An 18,383-nucleotide genomic window follows, 5' to 3' on the forward strand; every position below is an offset into this window, starting at 1 on the left:
TTCAATTTGAAAGAGTCCTTTTTTATACGTGATGACAAGCAACAAAATGCTCTGCACCAACATTACGGAATTCTGGTACTATTTTTTTACAAACATCCGTTGCAAATGGGCAACGTGTATGAAAACGACAGCCCGAAGGTGGATTTGCTGGACTTGGAATATCCCCTTCTAGTATAATTCGCTCTCGCTTCACTGTTGGATCTGGTATTGGAACAGCTGATAACAATGCTTTCGTATAAGGATGTAGCGGATTGGTAAATAACTCATCACGCGGTGCTGTCTCCACAATCGTACCTAAATACATAATTCCGATTTTCGTACATAAATGTTCTACTACACTTAAATCATGCGAAATGAATAAATAAGATAATCCCTTTTTCTCTTGTAACTCACTAAATAAATTAATAATTTGTGCTTGGATAGATACATCTAGTGCCGCCACAGGTTCATCAGCTACAATAAATTCCGGATTTAATACCATAGCTCTTGCGATTACGATACGCTGACGTTGTCCACCAGAAAATTCATGGGGATACCGGTCAATATGATAAGGAGCTAATCCACATAACTCCAATACTTCAATTACCTTTTCACGAACATTTTCTTTCGTCGCTAATCCGTGGGCCAACATTGGCTCTCCAAGCGCTTCTCCAATTCTCATTCTCGGATTTAATGAGCTAAATGGATCTTGGAAAACGAGCTGCATATTAGGGCGATGTTTTCTTAATTCCTCCTTGGATAAAGAATGAACATCTTTCCCTTTAAACTTCACTTCTCCCTCCGTTTTTTGAACGAGGCGTAAAATTGTTTTTCCTATTGTTGTTTTTCCGCTCCCTGATTCGCCAACGAGACCAAACACTTCACCTTTATTAATAGTAAAACTTACTCCATCAACCGCTTTTACATGCCCAATTGTTCTACTAAATACGCCCCCCTTAATTGGAAAATATGTCTTTAGATTTTTCACCTCTAATAATGGTTCACTCATTGTTCCGCACGCTCCTCATATAACCAGCAAGCTACTTTATGATTTTCATCATTTACATTTAGATTTGGGGCTTCTTTTTCACATATTTCCATACAATGCTCACAACGCCCACTAAAGTAGCAAAACTCACCTAAACCAACTAAATTCGGAACTTGCCCTGGAATAGAATATAGTTTATCTATTCGTTTTCCCATTACTGGTTTTGATTTCAATAATCCTTTCGTATAAGGATGTTTTGGATTTTGGAATATCTCTAGTACTGGGGCTTCTTCAATAACTTTCCCGCCATACATAACGACAACATAATCAGCCATTTCCGCTACGACACCTAAGTCATGTGTAATTAATAAAATCGACGTTTTAAATTCTTCTTTCACTTGTCTTAGTAGATCCAATATTTGAGCCTGAATGGTAACATCAAGAGCTGTTGTTGGTTCATCCGCAATTAATAACTTAGGATTACAACTAAGTGCAACAGCAATCATAATACGTTGTAACATCCCGCCGCTCAGTTCATGCGGATAAGAATGGACGATTTCATCAGCGCGGGCTATGCCAACTTTACGAATTAACTCAATTGCCTTCTTATATGCTTCATTTTTACTAAGTAATTCATGCTCCCTTAACGTTTCTACAATTTGCTCTCCTACAGTGAAGACGGGATTTAGCGATGTCATCGGTTCTTGGAAAATCATCGCAATATCATTCCCTCGTAAACTACGAAGCTCTTTCTCTTTCATTCCTAAAAGACTTTTTCCTTCATATAAAATATCTCCACCTACTACACTGCCTGATTCAGCAATAAGTCCCATAATAGATAACGCCGTTACACTTTTTCCGCAACCAGATTCACCTACAACACAAACAGTTTCACCTTCTCGAACAGAAAAACTAACATGATTCACAGCTTTTACTGTCCCTTCTTCTGTCTGAAAGTGTGTTTGTAAATCTTTCAGCTCTACTACTGCTTTACTCATATCTCCTCACCTACCGTCTCATCTTTGGATCTAATGCATCACGAAGTGCATCACCAAGTAAATTAATTGATACAACTGTTATAAAGATTGCAAAACCAGGCGGAATCCATAACCATGGACGCTTTTGGAAATCGATTAATGAGTTAGCTGCGCTAATCATGTTCCCCCATGATGGTGTAGGTGGAACGACTCCGAGACCTAAGTAACTTAGTGCGGATTCTCCCAAAATAGAACCTGCAACACCTAATGTAGATACGACAATTAAAATGGGTAAAACATTAGGTATTAAGTGATATATAATTTTCCGGTAATCTTTTATTCCTAACACATCCGCAGCTTGCATAAATGCTTGCTCCCTAAGTGATAAAATTTGCCCTCTTACAAGGCGTGCAAGCCCTGGCCAACCTACTAAACTTAAAATAATCATAATGACATACAAACGATAATCAGACGGTACTTTCCACTCTGATAAAATCGCACCCATTATAATAAGTAACGGTAATCCTGGCATCGACATTAAAATATCTGCAAGTCGCATAATAATATTGTCCACAATACCACGATAAAAACCTGCAATCGCTCCTAATAAAGCTCCAAGTATAACCGATAAAACCATTGAAGCTAAACCAATGGTTAATGAAATACGTCCCGCTTGCATAAGCCTTGTTAAAATATCTCTTCCTAATTGATCTGTACCAAGCCAATGAGAAAAACTAGGTGGTTTGTTAATGAGCGCAACTTGTATTTTTCCTGATGCATATGGAGAAAAGAACGGACCGATAAAACAAAATAAAAACATAAAAATTAATGCATAAAACCCTACAAGTGCCATCTTATTTTTCTTTATCTTTTTAAAAGCTTGTCGCCATGGTGATGATTCATTTCTTCTCTTTTTTTCTTTTTTTTCTGTAATTACTGTAACAGTCTCCATTTCTTTCCCCCTTACTTCAACCGAATTCTTGGATCAACAACTGCATATACGATATCTGCTAAAAAGTTTGAAACGATTGTTAAACAAGAAAGAAACATCGTAAATGCCATCAATACTGTATAGTCACGGAAATTTAATGCTTCTAATTGAATATTACCAATCCCTGGCCAGTTAAAAATTTGTTCAATAATAATTGCCCCAGAAAACAATCCAGGTAATTCAAATGCTAATAACGTAATTGCCGGTAAAATTGCATTTTTTAATGCATGCTTATAAATAACCGTCTTCTCCTTCAAACCTTTCGCTCTTGCTGTTCGTATGTAATCTTGTCTTACAACCTCTAACATACTTGTTCTAAAATAACGAGTTAGCGAGCCGACCCCAAGAAGTGTCAAAATAAATACTGGTAAAATCATATGTTTTGCAACTTCTATCACGTAAGCAAATCCTGTTGAATTACTGCCAACATCAATCATTCCACCTATCGGTAATAACTTAAAGTCAACCGCAAACACCTTAATTAAAAACAAACCGATAAAGAATGAAGGGAATGACATTGCTGCAAAAACACCGATTGTTACAAGTTTATCGAATAAAGAATGTTGCTTCGTCGCCGAGAATACACCGATAATAAGTGCAATTAGCCAAATAAAAAACAATGCAATAATTGCTACACTAAAAGAATTCCAAATAAATTTATTTAATAATGACGTTACAGGCTCTTGATATTGAAGCGAGAAGCCAAAGTCCCCTTGCAATGCATTACCTAACCAATGAAAATAACGCTCAACAATTGGTTTGTTCAACCCATATAACTCCCTCAGTTCAGCTGCTCTTTCCGGTGTAATTTTCGGGTTTGAATCAATATAATCCCCAGGAAGAAGTGCGAACAGGACGAAGATAATAATTGATGTACCAAGCAGTGTAGGAATCATTTGTAACAACCTACGAACAATATATGTTTTCACCCTTTTTCTCTCCAATCTTATGCTTAAAATAGAAGAACATTTTTTCAAAGCGGCACATTACTAACCGAATGAAAAAATGTCTTCTACTTATACATTCTTATCGTTATTTTTCAAATGATAATACTGGTAAGTTTGCACTAATACTGTTGTACTTTTCAGGATCAATTCCTTTTATATTCCCGTTATAACCAGTAATTGTTCTACGGTAGTTTAATAGAATTACTGGTGGATCATCACTTAATTCTTTATACAATTCTTTATAAATAGGTTTACGCTTTTCGATATCTACAGTTTCAATACCTTTTTGAATTAGCTCATCTACTTTTGCATTCTTATAACCAAGACTAGTTTCATTTGCAGTAGACAAATATTCACCAGCTGTTTCACTCGGATCACTTGTAATCGGTGTCGAAACAGAAGCTAAATCGTAATCCCCTTTGTTTACCTTAGAAAGCATCGTATTAAAGTCCATAAATTCAGGATTAAACTCTACACCTATTTCTTTATAATTCTCTTTCGCAATCGGAATTAATAAATCACTATCTTTAGCCGAACTTGGACCGAAATAAGAAAGTTTTAATTTTTGACCATCTTTTTCACGAATTCCATCCGAACCAACTTTCCACCCTGCTTCATCTAATAATTTTTTCGCTTTTTCTTTATCGTATTCGTATTTATTAACTCCTTCTTCCGTATAAGCCCAAGAAGTTGGATGAATTGGTACATTGGCTACTGTACCGTATCCTTTTAACGCTGTATCAACATATTTTTTGCGGTCTAATCCGTAAATAAGTGCTTGGCGAACCTTTTTATCCTTTAAGTAAGGCTTATTATTATTCATATAAATATAACTAAATGACGGTGCTGTTTCGATTTGGATATTTGCGAATTCTAAAGCCTTAGCCTGTTCAAGAACCTCATCACCAGTACCTAAGCCAGTATGGTCAACTTCTCCTGTTTGGAATAACTGAAGCTTCGTATCACCAGAAGTAATTTTATAAATGAAGTTTTGAATTTTTGGTTTACCCGCATAATAATTTTCGTTTGCTACAAAACGAACTTCTTGACCTGGAATATACTTTTCAAATTTATATGGACCCGCAGCTAATGGCTTTCCATATAAATCTTTTAAGTAATCTAAGCTTGTATTTTGCTTATAATCTTTTCCATAATAAGCTTTTGATAGTACTGTACCTCCTAAAACAAATATAGCTTGTGAATTCACTTTTTCAGTTGTAATTTTAATTGTTTGTGGATCAACAACTTGAATACCTTCAATTGAAGTTGCTTTCCCTTCTTTATATTCTTTACCACCTTTAACCGCATATTGAGAGATATCTACTTCACCTTCATATGCCTTATCATGTAAAAGCGTCAATGTGAAAGCTACATCATCCGCCGTTAATGGCGATCCATCACTAAATTTCAAATCTTTACGTAAATGGAATGTATATGTTAACTGATCAGAAGAAACGTCCCACTTCTCAGCTAATTCTGGAATTGGTTTCCCTTGTTTATCGGTTGATACGAGAGATGCAAAAATAACTGAAGTTACGTTTCCATCCCAACCATTTTGTTGGAAGTATGGCAAAAATACGCCGCCTGGCTTACTAATACCAACTACTAACGTATCTTTTCTATTCTTCGCTTTGTCTGGCAATTTCGTTTTATCTGTCGCAGTGATTTTTTCAATTTTCACATTTTTTAAATCCTGCTGTTTAACCGGCTCTGTAGAAGCCGCGTCCTCCTGTCCCCCACAAGCAGACAACACAAGCGAACTACTCATTAATACCGAAAATACACCAGCCCATTTTTTTGTCTTTTTCTTCATTGTCCCCACCCTAACTTTTTATGATTATACCCTCTGAACGAATTACCTTATGTATGCCTCCCACAGCAACATTTATAGCCAATCGGAAAAGTCGGTTTTAATCGTAAAAAAATAGATGTTTTTGAGGGGTAACAACCTTATTCCGACCTTTCCGGTAGACTTTATGGTTATTAGCTTATATCGTTCATTATGTTTTGTCAATTCTTTCTAAATAAATATTTTGAGAATTTTTCCGAAATTATCACTCTACATTTATACTTTAAGAAAACTCAGCTATAATTCGTATTAAAACTTAAAAATCTACTTCTATTCCTTCAGCATGAAACATAGAATACTAATAACCAATTACAAAAAAGGGGGCGAAAATATGGACAACCTATTCCAATACGTCCTGCACTACGTATTATTAACAATTATGATAGTCGGAGCGCTATTACTATTCCCGTTCTTCCCAAAGTTCGTCCTCTTTTTAGCTTTTTTTATCATGCTCGGGATCGCTATTATAATTTCAACGAAAGAAGATGCCACGCAAAAAGAGAGCAGAGTTCAGCGCGTAAAGCTGTAACTTTGCTCTCTTTTTGTTTTCATTCACTAGTCTCTGTTACACATATTTATTCCGCTATTTGCCGGGCAGTAAGACCCCCACTGATTAAAGTTTCACTTTATCTCTCGGGAAATAATTAGCCTTTGTTTTTGTAATTACTCCTATCGAAAAACCACTAATGACATTTATTTTTCAGCTTATCATTTTCATATGTTTCACAAACTATGCAAATTAAGGGAAATGGATTTATCTAAGTTACTGTTTCACGTGAAACACATCGCTTCATTTAACCTTTAAAGCAAAATATCATTATAAAAAACGCCACTTCCTCCAGCAAAACTGAAAGGAAGTGGCTTTCTACTCATTACTCCACCATATTCTCTAATTCATTATATAAATCTGCTCGTAACAACTCTTTCTTCGTTTTTTCCTCATATAATTTTTCAAGTCTTTCAACATCAGCTACATATTCCATTTCACTTTCTAATGCATATATATCTTCTTCTATATGCATTAACTCGTTTTCAATCTCCGCAAAACTTCTAGAATCTTTCTTTTTTATAGAGATTGCTTCAACACTTTTTCTTCCATGGTGCTTATGCTTTATTACTTCCTCCTCAAGCTTTTCTTCCCACTTTTGACGAGCCCATGCATAGTTTCCTGCGAACTCAAATAATTTGCATCTATCAATCCAGTACGTCTTTTCAAATAACTTATTTAAAAAATATCGATCGTGTGAAACAGCTAAAATCGTTCCATTATATTGCTCAAGGGCTTCCTCTAAAACTTCCCTTGATTCAATATCAAGATGGTTTGTCGGCTCATCTAAAATTAGAAAATTGATGTCTTGATACATAAGTTGCGCAAGTCTTAATCTCATTTTTTCTCCACCACTAAGTTGCGTTACTTTCTTAAATACTGCTGGACCATAAAACAAAAACTTAGCTAATATATGTCTTGCTTCTCCCTCTGTTACAGCCACATTCTCTCTGAATGCTTCCAATACATTACTCTTCATATTTTCATATGCATGTTGTGATAAATAACCAATTTTGACACTACTACCAATTCGAATTTCACCAACGTCTGGATTTATTTCTTCTAATAGTAGTTTTAATAATGTAGTCTTTCCTGTACCATTACGACCAACGATAGCAGCACGCTCTTGAAAACGAACATGTAAATTCGCTTGTTCAAATAAAGATCGGCCAGCAAAACCTTTACTCACTTCTTTCATTACAACAACATCTTTTCCACTTCTCTCTTGCCCTTCAAACTGAAGACCCATCTGTTTTCTTTCTAAAATCGGCCTCTTTAATTTCTCTATACGCTCTAACGCACGTTCCATATTCCTCGCTCTTTTATGCAATCCTTCATTCGGAGGATTCGCTTGATTTGCCCATTCACGTAGCCGCTTAATTGCTTCTTTCATTTTCTTTATTTTCTTTTGCTGCTCTTGATAAGCTTGAAACTCTTGAAGTAATCTTTCTTCCTTCTCCTCAACGAACTGAGAATAATTCGTATGGTACACGTGAATCTCTCCATCTTCCAGATCAAAAATTTTCGTTACAACTTCATCAAGGAAATAGCGATCGTGTGAAATAACCATAACTGTTCCATTATATTCTTTTAAAAATTTCTCTAACCATTCAACTGCAAACAAATCTAAATGATTTGTTGGTTCATCTAATAGAAGTAAATCTGGTTTCTGCAATAGCATATATGCAAGGCTTACTTTCGTCTGTTCTCCTCCACTTAATTCCGTAAATACTCTTGGAAATAAGTCTGTTACTTGTAAGCCATTTGCTACCTTCATTATATTTGCCTCTATTTCATAACCACCGAGAAATGCAAATTTTTCTTGAATTATTCCGTACCTCTCCATTAGCTTTTGCAAAGAAGATTGTTCCTGCTCCTCCGCCATATTTTTTTCTAGAGCATGCATTTCTTTTTCTAATTCCTTTTCTACTTTAAAAGCGGAACTCAATACATCATATACAGTCATGAACTCATCAAACTTCGGAATTTGTGCGACATGACCAATACGTGTACCTTTCTTCATATGGATGGCTCCTGCATCCAAACTCTCCATTCCCGTCAGAAGCCCAAAGATTGTTGTCTTCCCACTACCGTTACGACCAACTAACCCAACACGTTCACCATTCTTTATTTCAAGCGATATATTTTCAAATATGATGTTTCCACCAAAAGATTTCGTTACATTATTTACACTACAAATAGTCATTTTCCGTACTCCTTTCAATATAAAAAACCATGAGAAAGAAACATTCCCCATGGTTTTCGGCATAGAAAAAGGAAGCCAAATAGCTCCCTTTTCACACGTTTATTAAAAATGGGTGAAGAGATTTCTATCGTTCAATAGTCACTATGCAATTGTTAAAAAAGGGCATACGTATCCCGTTAACAACTACATCATGAAAAATCGCACGACAAAAATAGATAAAATCTAAAAATTTGGCACGCGCAGCTAAAGAACGTTTCATCTCATTCACCCCTTTCGTACGGAATTTAATACTTACTTCTTTATTATACTTTCCAATTTCATGTTTGAATAGTCATTTTTCTGAAAATAATGAAGATAGACTAAACATTTCAATAAGTGACATCAAATCTTACAAAACTGTTATGTTCACGTAATGGAAAGCGATAGTACGAAAAGATGCCTCCCTCTACAATAAAGATGTAAACAAACGAGACAAACAAAAGGAGGAAACAAACATGATAAAAGAAATCGTAAAAGCAATCTTTGAGGTATTAGTGAACGGACAAGCAGTTGTAAAAGAACTAAATGAACTATAAAAAGGAGTGAAGAAATATGATGAACATGGTGAAAATGATTTTACACGCTTTAGTCGATGCAAAAGCAGTTAGCCAAGAATTAAACCAACAATAAAAAGGGGTATATGAATATGAAGAAAGCCATTATTATAATTGCAAGCACAGCAATTACCTTATACACAATAAAAAAGAGAAAAAATAAAAATAATGAAAATGTTCTATATTATCCATACACGCTATTAGAGAAAAAATAAAAGACAAGGTACCCTATCGTAATGAGGATATCTTGTCTTTTATTTTTCCCCTATTCCTTTAGAGGATTTCCTTCTCCTTTTCCCGAATGTATTAAGCGGGATTTTTACACATATTTTAAAGGGGCATATATACAAATGGATACACAACAACTATATTTTTTAAACGATATCGGTAAACAAAAACCAGAAAGTATTCGGAATAGAAGCGCTGCATGTCCATTTTGCGATAAAGAACAATTAACGGATATTTTAGCAACTGATGGTTCTATTATTTGGTTAAAAAATAAATTTCCTACATTACAAGATACATTTCAAACAGTGTTAATCGAAACCGATAATTGCGAAGATCATATCGCAACATATACAAAAGAACATATGAGAAAATTACTGCAATTTTCTATTCAACATTGGTTACACTTACAGAAGAACGAAGAGTTCGCATCTGTGATTTTATATAAAAATCACGGTCCATTTTCAGGTGGAAGTTTGCATCATGCACACATGCAAATTATCGGAATGAAATATGTAGATTATCTTGAAAATATTGAAGAAGAAAATTTCCAAGGGTTAGTTGTTCAAAAAAATGAATGCATTGAGCTTAATATTTCAGAGCGTCCCATTATTGGCTTCACTGAATTCAATATAATCATTGATAATATTTCATATATAGATGAAATGGCAAATTACATTCAGCAAACTGTACGTTACATACTGACAGATTTCCATAAAGGATGCAGTAGTTATAACTTATTCTTCTATTACTTAAATGGAAAAATTATTTGTAAAGTTGTACCTAGATTTGTCGTTTCACCATTGTATGTAGGATATAAAATACCGCAAGTTTCTACAAAACTAGAAGAGGTGAAAATACAACTCACGCAGTATTTCACGAAAGAAAAGGATGAAATTATTCATAAAAAAACAGAGTAGGTATAGAAAACCTACTCTTTTATTACACCTTTATTTCGATAGTACACATCTTCTAATCCGATGTTATACTTCATGTTATTATCCGTCCACTCTGGCCCTAAATTCCCTGGCCATCCAGATGTATTCGCTATATATTTCAGTAATGCAAAATCAGTCAAACCTTTTTGCACCCCACGCTTATATCCTTTCATTAAATGCGGCATTGCAATTTGCGCATTTGTACGTGGATCTTTCAGCTCATCATCAGTTAAATGTTCTGGTGCAAGCCCGCCGCCGCGGTGTAGTTGAAACAATCCGAATGAAGTTCCATTATCTCCAACACTTCTTGGATTTAATCGACTTTCATGCTCGGCAATTGCAAGAGGTATCCATTCTGGAAGATTTACTTTCTTCGCTTCCTCTATAATAATTTGTTTCATCTGTTTTGCTTCTTCTGAATCAACATAGCTTGTTCCATTCACTAGCTTATCCATTCCTTCAGACTTTCCTTGGAAATATAAATATACTCCAAGAACAACTAAAAATCCTACAAAGAATTTCTTCACTACCTCTACCTCTTTCTCCGCTGAAATTTGTCCCCTTTCAGCCTTCCCTTTACAATTACCTACATTCTATTACTCTTTTATCATAGCAAATAACTATACATATTATCATCATGCTTTAGACCGATTTTGCGAAAAAACAGCTGGTAAATACGGGCAAAAATGTAACTTTCATAGACTATAACGCATTTATTGTATATAATTGTAAACTGAACTCTATATATAGAATAGGAGCGTACAAAATGAAAAAATGCCTAACACTCTTGTTCAGCATTTTACTACTCATCCCTACCTACACCTCTGCACAAACATCATCAAAACCAAAAGTACTTGTTTTGTATAGTACACAAGACGATAAAGTTTCAAATAATGTCCAAATCCTTAATACTCAATTAGGACATTTTACAAATGATATAACCGTAAAAAACTTAAAAGAAGCAACTTCAATTAATAATGTATCCTCCTATACACATATTGTTTATATCGGTGAAACAAAAGAAGCGTTTTCTGATGAAACGAAACAATTTCTAGAAAACTTCTCCGGCCCTATATTAGTATTAGGACAAAATGTTGAACAATTATCTAAGCGTTTTTCTTTCATTACTTTGAAGAGTGATGATATACGAGTTAATAAAATTGAATATCCAGACAAGAAGCTAAAAAATACCTTAGAAGAGGAACGATTAATTCAATCATTTGATACGAATGGAACTGTGCTTGCTAACGCCTTAAGCTCAAATAACACTAATCCACTAATTGTTCAGCATGAAACATCTTATTATGTTGCAACACCTAACCTCTTTGACTGGATGTCTCATTACGTCGGTGAAATGTTATTTTCTTATTTCGGCCAAAAACCAACGAAAAATAAAGTTGAAGCTTATTTACGCCTTGAGGATGTTCACCCAGTAGCAGATATAAATCAATTGAAAGAAATTGCTGAATTACTAAAAGAGAAAAAGATGCCTTACATGATTACTGTTATTCCGGTATATAAAGATCCAGATACAGGAAAGATAATACATTTAAAAGATAGACCAGAACTAGTTGATCTTTTACGCTCTATGCAAGATGATGGTGCAGCAATTATTATGCATGGTTATACTCACCAATTTTATGACAGTGAAACAGGTGAGGGCTTTGAATTTTGGGATGTAAAAACAGATCAACCAATTCGCCAACCGAAGCATGAAAAACCGAAGACAAAAGATGACTTTCCAAATATAGAGGCATATAACCAATATGTAAAAAAAGGGGAAGAATTCGAGGAAAAATATACGAAAGATCATATCGAAAAAGGAATTCAAGAACTTGTAGATGCTAAACTATATCCTGTTGCCTTTGAAGCACCTCATTACACGATGTCTCAAAAAGGATATGAAATATTATCAAGGTACTTTTCAACTTATGTAGGACAACTACAGTTAAATGATACAACTTGGAAATCCATGCACTCACCATATTATACAAGTACTCCGTCATTTTTACATGGAATGAAACTATTGCCTGAAACAGTCGGATTTATTGAAGAAGATACGCCACAAACTATTGCTAAAATGAAAGAACGTGCTCTATCTGTTTCTAAATTATCAGATGGAGTTATTGGTGCATTCTATCATCCTTACTTAGGTGTGAAACCATTAAAAGAAGTATTAAAGGATCTAGAAAGTATTCCAAATATAGAATGGATTGATTTACAAAAGGAAAAGAATGAAGTAAAAATGAAAGATATTCATATTACGACGAATAAAGACGGCATTCACGTTGAAAAACCAACCAGTGCGAATGACATAATTGATTATATAAAGCAATATGGCTTCTTCCTTATACTGGGGTTCGTTATCATTGTCTTTCTTTTATTATTAAAACGTGCGAAAAAATTAGAATCCTAATACAAAACCACCGAGCGGAACGCTCGGTGGTTTTTTTCATATATCAAACCGTGGCATTTTATTAAATAAATTCAACTTTTACTTTTTCCGTTACATTATGAAAATTATAATTCTCCTATCCTTTCAAATAAAATCGACTTGTATTTCCATATATTGTTTTTGCGACCTTATCAATGGATATGTTTTTTATAGAACTAATTTCCTTTAATACCTCTCGAATCATTCTTGGATGCGTTATAACACCCTCTTGAAATTCCCACGGTCCATCTGTTTCTACCATCATATATTCAAGCGGATAATACGAAACAATTTTTCTAATCTTCTCCTTATGTAAAACATCCGGTGTAATCGAAATATGATAACCATTCTTCATCATCCGTTTCATTGTTTCATCACTTCCTTTAAACCAATGGAAATGTGCACGTGAAACTTTATATTTCTCTAGCAAATCACATACAGTGTCAGCATCTTCATAAACTGCGTGTAATATAATCGGCAAATTATACTTACTAGCTAGTTCTATAAATTTTTTCAATACAGCTATGTATGGATCTACAGCAATTCTTTCATCTTCTTTCCTCAAATAATAGGGCAAACCTACTTCACCAATCGCAACAATTTCCTCTGCGTTCTGTTCAATAAGTTGATAAATCTGGTCACACTCTTCTTTATGAATCTGTTGCTCTGGATGAAACCCTATCGCTGGATATATAAAGGGATACTTCTTCGCTAAAAATAACGTTTCCTTACAAGATTGATAATTCATAGATACTGCAATAAGCCCCTTTATTTCATTACTATTTTCCACCTCTTTCAGTAATCTGCTCTTCTCTTCATCCTTATATTGATCAACATGTATATGACTATCAATCCATTTCATCTTTATGCCCCCATAAAAAAAACAAGAAAGGACTTCCTTTCTTGTTTTAGCATCTATATTATTTAACAATTAAGTTTGTTATGATATCAAATAATCCAATACACACTACGGCAACAGTAAAGTAGCTACAGAAATCTTTAATTGGTAACTTCACTACTTCTTCTTTACGCATCCCATTCTTCTCCCTTCTTACTAGATCCCTAATTATTTTTCTATCTGTATCTATTATGCAAAAAATATGACAAATTTACTATCGAATTAACTTACGTAAACCTTACAATGTTGTAAGGTTTAAAAAAGGATCCCCATCTTTATTCAGATGAGGATTATTAAAAATTAGTTGGTTTTTCATTCTTCATTACAAACAGAAAGTAATACATTGAGACTTTCTAGTTACACTATATGAAAATTACTATCTTTTAACTATCGAATTACATTACAGAAGACTTACATGTTTGTAAGTTATGTGTAATGTAATTCGATAGTTTCCCTTACTTATATTTCGTACAATAAAGTTAGAAAGTAAGCCAAATAAGAAGAACAATTACATAACCAAATTGCATTGCTAGTAGCTACTCTTCTTATACCTTTCACCCATGCTACTACAATGTACCCCCTTCCCCTTTATATAATAAAAAAGCCTTAGTCTATATGGACTAAGGCTTTTTTGTTAATCTTAAAAATACCCTTACCCAGTATTTTTATTTTCGACAAAAAATAGATGGGGGTATATTTTACTATCTCATCGTTAAAAGTTTGCTCTTCGCATTTATAGGAATATTTGCAACCTCAATCTCTTCAATCGATTCACCGTAACGTCCTTTTGCAAAAACCTTTAATGCTTCATCTCTCTTTAACATATGCTTAACCGTTTTCTTTATTTTCTGCTCTCTACCACGTTCATCGAATGCAATAAATTCATATTCATACCACTCATCACCAATATGCTGACCAATTGTATTCACAACCGTATAGTATTCTTTCGTCTTATAAAATGGATTATATTTATCGATAACCGGTCCAAGTTTCGTAGGCAGTAACATTACTACTATCACTATCATCGCTATTATAGTAGTGATCATTTTTTTCTTCATAATAAACATTCCTCCTCTGCAGGATATATATACATCCATTTTAAAAAGGGGGAATAAAATCTACTATTGAATCTCATTACATTACACTTACATTTTTGTAAGAATTAAAAAAGGTGAACGAATTTGCTCGTTCACCTTTTAGCTTGCTTTAAAGCCACCGCCAAGTACATCACGTACATCATGTATAACAACGAAAGAATCTTCATCTACCCGGCTAATAACTTGTTTTAACTTAACAAGCTCTTGTTTATTAATAACAACATATAAAACTTCTTTATTTTTACCAGTATATCCGCCGCGCCCTTCTAATACAGTAACACCGCGTGTCATATTTTTCGTAATAGCTTCACGAATTAAATCTGGTTGATTCGAAATAATCGTAACAGCCGTTTTTGTATCCATTCCTTCTACAATGAAATCAATCACCTTCGCTCCAATGAACACAGCTACAAGTGTATACATTGCCTTTTCTTGCCCTATTATAAATACAGAACCAGCAATTACAACAATATCAATAATTAGTACACCTTTACCTACACTCCAACCTAAATATTGATTTGCTAACTGAGCTAAGATTGCTGATCCTCCCGATGTACCTCCGGCTTTGAACATACAGCCTAATCCAATACCCACAAATAAACCAGCAAATAAAGCTGCTAATAATGTATCACTATTTACATGATACTCAATATGTTCTGTAACGTATAAAAACAAAGATGTTTCTACAATCCCTAAAATTGTATAAATCATTGTTTTCTTATCAAAAAATTTATAACCAATAGCTAGTAAAATTGCATTTATAGCAAAATTCACAATCCCTGGTGACCAATCAAATAAGTAGTACGTAACAACCGTTAAACCAATAATTCCACCTTCCGATAAACGGTTTGGAATTGCAAAGTAATTAATACCAATTGCGAATAATAATGAACCAATTGTAATTAGTGTTATTTCCTTTATACGTTGATTAACCATAGTTCATACCCTCCCCCCATTTGACATTGTATCACTATCTCCTAGAGGTTTAGAAGTGGTTTTTATTCCGCATTTTCCCTCTTAAAAATTGAAATATTATGTTTAAACAGAGGGTTGATTAATTATTCATATTTGCTCTAACTACATGGACAAATCGCTCCACATTCCCTTTCTGAATATGCTTAGCTCTAACCGTTTCATGATTATAAGTAAACTCAAAGTACGAATGAAAATCTATGCTATCTATATGCAAATATGGGTACTCTTTAAATGTTGAAGGATAGTACGGAAATTTCCCGTAAAAAAGGAGACGTCTAGTAGTGGCAACAAAAATTCCATGTTGGTAACATAACATGAAATTATCCTTCTCAAAGATCCCTACTACAAAGGCTAACATTTTTTCGTTATCCTCTATATACTTGTTCACACTTAATAAAAGTTCATTCATGCATATCCCTCCAAATACTATTCTTGAAAAGAATCCATGGATTGTTACAAACCGGTTTAACTCCTTTATAAAGTATGAAACGCGTTTCCTGTCAAAGGTATTTCAAAAAAATAATCCGTTATGCGATTATACACATAACGGATTAAAATTAAACTGTAGAGCGTTCCACAAGTTCGTATGGAATTTCCAGCTTTTCTTGTTCAGAACTCTCTTCATTCACTTTTCTATGCAACATTTCAAAAGCAGTTTTCCCTATCTCCTTTAAATTTTGATCAATAGTTGTCAATTGTAACACTTGCGAGATAGGTTGATTATCAAAGCCAATAATCGCTAAATCCTCAGGAACTTGAATCCCTAATTTTTCAACCTCTGTCATAACCCCAATCGCAACTTCATCGCCTGCTACTATTAATGCTTCAGGAAGATCCTGCATCTCTTTTAACTTATGAGCCACTTTTACACCATCTTCTAGTGTAAAACATTCTGTAAAAATCCATTCTTCATTAACCTCTTCGTCTATAGATTGTAATTGCTGTTTATAGACATCAAAACGCTTTTGACTACTTGGCCCTAATTTTCTTCCCGTACAATAACCAATTTTTTTATAACCTTTCTCAATCAAATAATCCATTCCTAATTGAAAGGCCGCTGAATGATTCGTATATACACTTGAGATGTTTGAAATATCATTATCTTCACAAGCAATTATTGTGCCGTAAGAAGCATACGGTTCTATCGTTTCCCAATCATTTGCACGTGAACAAATAATAAGACCATCCAATTGTTTTGTTTTTAACATATGTAAACTTTTCATTTCTTCTTTTTTATTATAATTCGTTTGGCAAAGTAGCACCCTGTAATTATGAGTTAACGCTCCCTCCATCATTCCCCCTACCATTGCATCAAAGCTCGGGTGATTAATGTAAGGTAGAATTACACCAACAATATTCGTCTTCCCTTTTGATAAATGAACAGCATTTGCGTTTTGCGAGTAATTCAATTTCTCAACTATCTCTATAACCGCTTTTCTTTTTTCTTCACTTACATATGGGTGATCATTCAACACTCTCGAAACAGTCGTAACTGAAACTCCCGCCATCTTTGCGATATCTTTAATATTAGCCATACACTCACCTCTATCTTTAACTTAATGAATCCCATGAACATATGTCAAATCTTCTTATCATTACACCTTCATTCGTTTCTCTTACAAAAGTGTAATTTTTCTGTAAGCTAATTCGATAGTGACTTTCCGCAACATTTCATACAATTAAGTCAGAAACAAGGTAACAACTATTCGAAAAGGAGCGGATTAATATGATGAACAAAATGAAAACGAACAATTTCTTACATACAATGGGCATGGTATTTTCCACTCTTTTCGACGCAAAAGCTGTTGCTTCTACATTAAACAAGTAAGGAGAATGTATTATGAATAACATCACTTTTAACAAATTAGATTTTTTAGGACTAGCTAGTGGCTCGATTCTTCTTACTGCTTTTATTTACGCCGCTACGCTTGTATAACTTTGTGTCCCCTTTCCCCTTTATTATAAATAGTAATAGAAAAGACGACCGTCTATGCCCGGTCGTCTTTTCTTATTTTTGATTTGATTGCAAAGCTTCTTTTAACTCCTCAAACTTCTCATTTAATTGATCCGTCATCATTTTCATAGCGGTTTTTCGATCTATTTGTTCTCCAGCCTCAATTTGAATCGGATCTCCAAAAATTAATTGTGCCTTTTTCCCCCTTATTAATTCTTTTACACTTGATGGACCAACATAAGCTGCCGGCACTAAAGGTACATTAGAACGCATCGCAATTGTCACAGCACCCGCTTTTAATGAAACATCTTCTGCTGATCTCGTTCCACTCGGAAAAATTCCTACTACCTTTCCTTCTTTTAATAAACGTGATGGAATTTTAAGTGTACTTGGTCCCGGATTCGCACGATCTACAGGGAATGCATTTACATTTTTAAAGAACCAATTTTTGAATTTCCCTTCAAATAATTCTTTTTTTGCCATGTAATGAATTTGAGTTGGGTACATCCCTGTAGCTAACATTAATACATCCATAAAACTTGTATGTGTACACGCAACAACATACGGACCACCTTCCGGTAACTTTTCTCTTCCTTGCACTTCTACTTTCCCAGCTGTTTTAAATATATATTTCAACAAAAATGTAATTGGTTTATACATTGGTTTCGTTCCTTTCTAAACATCCGAAGTATAATCATATTCTTATAACGATTATAACACTAAGTTTTAGGAGTTGGTAATAAAATTAAGTATGAATTGTTAAATTTCAATTCTTACAAAAGTGT

Annotated in this window: 19 protein-coding genes; 5 read left to right on the forward strand and 14 right to left on the reverse strand. The window is 34.2% G+C overall.

Annotation, left to right across the window (positions count from 1 at the left end; genetic code table 11):
* Positions 1–22 precede the first annotated feature (22 nt).
* The 5 genes from M1D66_RS26025 to M1D66_RS26045 form a co-directional block, all read right to left on the reverse strand.
* Entirely contained in the window at positions 23–988 is a 966-nt protein-coding gene (locus M1D66_RS26025) for an ABC transporter ATP-binding protein (RefSeq protein WP_001294523.1), read from the reverse strand.
* Positions 985–1,965: an ABC transporter ATP-binding protein gene (locus M1D66_RS26030; protein ID WP_000030789.1), complete on the reverse strand. Its 981-nt coding sequence runs from the start codon at positions 1,963–1,965 to the stop codon at positions 985–987. The genes M1D66_RS26025 and M1D66_RS26030 overlap by 4 nt, the downstream gene beginning before the upstream one ends.
* Positions 1,966–1,975: 10 nt before the next feature.
* Positions 1,976–2,896, reverse strand: a complete 921-nt coding sequence (opp4C, locus tag M1D66_RS26035) for an oligopeptide ABC transporter permease (RefSeq protein ID WP_000451077.1) — start codon at positions 2,894–2,896, stop codon at positions 1,976–1,978.
* A gap of 11 nt (positions 2,897–2,907) precedes the next feature.
* On the reverse strand, positions 2,908–3,864 hold the full coding sequence (locus M1D66_RS26040; protein ID WP_000860748.1) for an ABC transporter permease: 957 nt from the start codon (positions 3,862–3,864) through the stop codon (positions 2,908–2,910).
* Between the two features lie 103 nt (positions 3,865–3,967).
* Positions 3,968–5,695 (reverse strand): ABC transporter substrate-binding protein, encoded by a 1,728-nt coding sequence (locus M1D66_RS26045; RefSeq protein ID WP_144597362.1) that lies wholly within the window; start codon positions 5,693–5,695, stop codon positions 3,968–3,970.
* A gap of 367 nt (positions 5,696–6,062) precedes the next feature.
* Here M1D66_RS26045 and M1D66_RS26050 point away from each other — a divergent pair, with 367 nt between their 5' ends.
* On the forward strand, positions 6,063–6,260 hold the full coding sequence (locus tag M1D66_RS26050; protein WP_000369248.1) for a hypothetical protein: 198 nt from the start codon (positions 6,063–6,065) through the stop codon (positions 6,258–6,260).
* A gap of 343 nt (positions 6,261–6,603) precedes the next feature.
* Here the strand turns inward: M1D66_RS26050 and abc-f are convergent, their stop codons facing one another.
* Positions 6,604–8,484: a ribosomal protection-like ABC-F family protein gene (abc-f, locus tag M1D66_RS26055; RefSeq protein WP_000150889.1), complete on the reverse strand. Its 1,881-nt coding sequence runs from the start codon at positions 8,482–8,484 to the stop codon at positions 6,604–6,606.
* Positions 8,485–8,608: 124 nt separating this feature from the next.
* Positions 8,609–8,743, reverse strand: a complete 135-nt coding sequence (locus tag M1D66_RS26060) for an RAxF-45 family protein (protein ID WP_000830643.1) — start codon at positions 8,741–8,743, stop codon at positions 8,609–8,611.
* A 420-nt stretch (positions 8,744–9,163) separates the two neighbouring features.
* On the opposite strand from M1D66_RS26060, the gene M1D66_RS26065 reads away from it, so the two are divergent.
* Together M1D66_RS26065 and M1D66_RS26070 are read left to right on the forward strand one after the other, a co-directional pair.
* Complete coding sequence (locus M1D66_RS26065; RefSeq protein ID WP_041183967.1) at positions 9,164–9,292, forward strand: hypothetical protein; 129 nt, start codon at positions 9,164–9,166, stop codon at positions 9,290–9,292.
* Positions 9,293–9,427: 135 nt separating this feature from the next.
* Positions 9,428–10,222, forward strand: coding sequence for a DUF4931 domain-containing protein (locus M1D66_RS26070; protein WP_000381029.1), 795 nt, complete (start codon positions 9,428–9,430; stop codon positions 10,220–10,222).
* 11 nt (positions 10,223–10,233) lie between these two features.
* Here M1D66_RS26070 and M1D66_RS26075 read toward each other — a convergent pair whose 3' ends face one another.
* Entirely contained in the window at positions 10,234–10,767 is a 534-nt protein-coding gene (locus tag M1D66_RS26075; RefSeq protein WP_000713249.1) for a transglycosylase SLT domain-containing protein, read from the reverse strand.
* Positions 10,768–11,006: 239 nt separating this feature from the next.
* On the opposite strand from M1D66_RS26075, the gene M1D66_RS26080 reads away from it, so the two are divergent.
* Positions 11,007–12,656, forward strand: coding sequence for a DUF2334 domain-containing protein (locus M1D66_RS26080; RefSeq protein WP_000710606.1), 1,650 nt, complete (start codon positions 11,007–11,009; stop codon positions 12,654–12,656).
* Between the two features lie 115 nt (positions 12,657–12,771).
* On the opposite strand, the gene M1D66_RS26085 is transcribed toward M1D66_RS26080, so the two are convergent.
* From M1D66_RS26085 to M1D66_RS26105, 5 genes are all read right to left on the reverse strand, one after another.
* The gene (locus tag M1D66_RS26085) at positions 12,772–13,536 is read right to left on the reverse strand and encodes a TatD family hydrolase (RefSeq protein ID WP_242554905.1); all 765 of its coding nucleotides are present in this window, start codon (positions 13,534–13,536) and stop codon (positions 12,772–12,774) included.
* 737 nt (positions 13,537–14,273) lie between these two features.
* Entirely contained in the window at positions 14,274–14,630 is a 357-nt protein-coding gene (locus M1D66_RS26090) for a YxeA family protein (RefSeq protein ID WP_000728422.1), read from the reverse strand.
* Positions 14,631–14,768: 138 nt separating this feature from the next.
* Positions 14,769–15,605, reverse strand: a complete 837-nt coding sequence (locus M1D66_RS26095; protein ID WP_000248038.1) for a YitT family protein — start codon at positions 15,603–15,605, stop codon at positions 14,769–14,771.
* A gap of 118 nt (positions 15,606–15,723) precedes the next feature.
* Complete coding sequence (locus M1D66_RS26100; RefSeq protein ID WP_001004230.1) at positions 15,724–16,053, reverse strand: PH domain-containing protein; 330 nt, start codon at positions 16,051–16,053, stop codon at positions 15,724–15,726.
* Between the two features lie 148 nt (positions 16,054–16,201).
* Positions 16,202–17,179 (reverse strand): LacI family DNA-binding transcriptional regulator, encoded by a 978-nt coding sequence (locus tag M1D66_RS26105; protein ID WP_001273918.1) that lies wholly within the window; start codon positions 17,177–17,179, stop codon positions 16,202–16,204.
* 305 nt (positions 17,180–17,484) lie between these two features.
* Between M1D66_RS26105 and M1D66_RS26110 the strand changes: the two genes are divergently transcribed.
* Entirely contained in the window at positions 17,485–17,580 is a 96-nt protein-coding gene (locus M1D66_RS26110; protein ID WP_001059999.1) for a DUF3948 family protein, read from the forward strand.
* Positions 17,581–17,652: 72 nt separating this feature from the next.
* Here M1D66_RS26110 and M1D66_RS26115 read toward each other — a convergent pair whose 3' ends face one another.
* Complete coding sequence (locus tag M1D66_RS26115) at positions 17,653–18,258, reverse strand: lysophospholipid acyltransferase family protein (protein WP_000277783.1); 606 nt, start codon at positions 18,256–18,258, stop codon at positions 17,653–17,655.
* Between the last annotated feature and the right edge of the window lie 125 nt (positions 18,259–18,383).

This window comes from Bacillus sp. PK6-16, assembly GCF_056530295.1.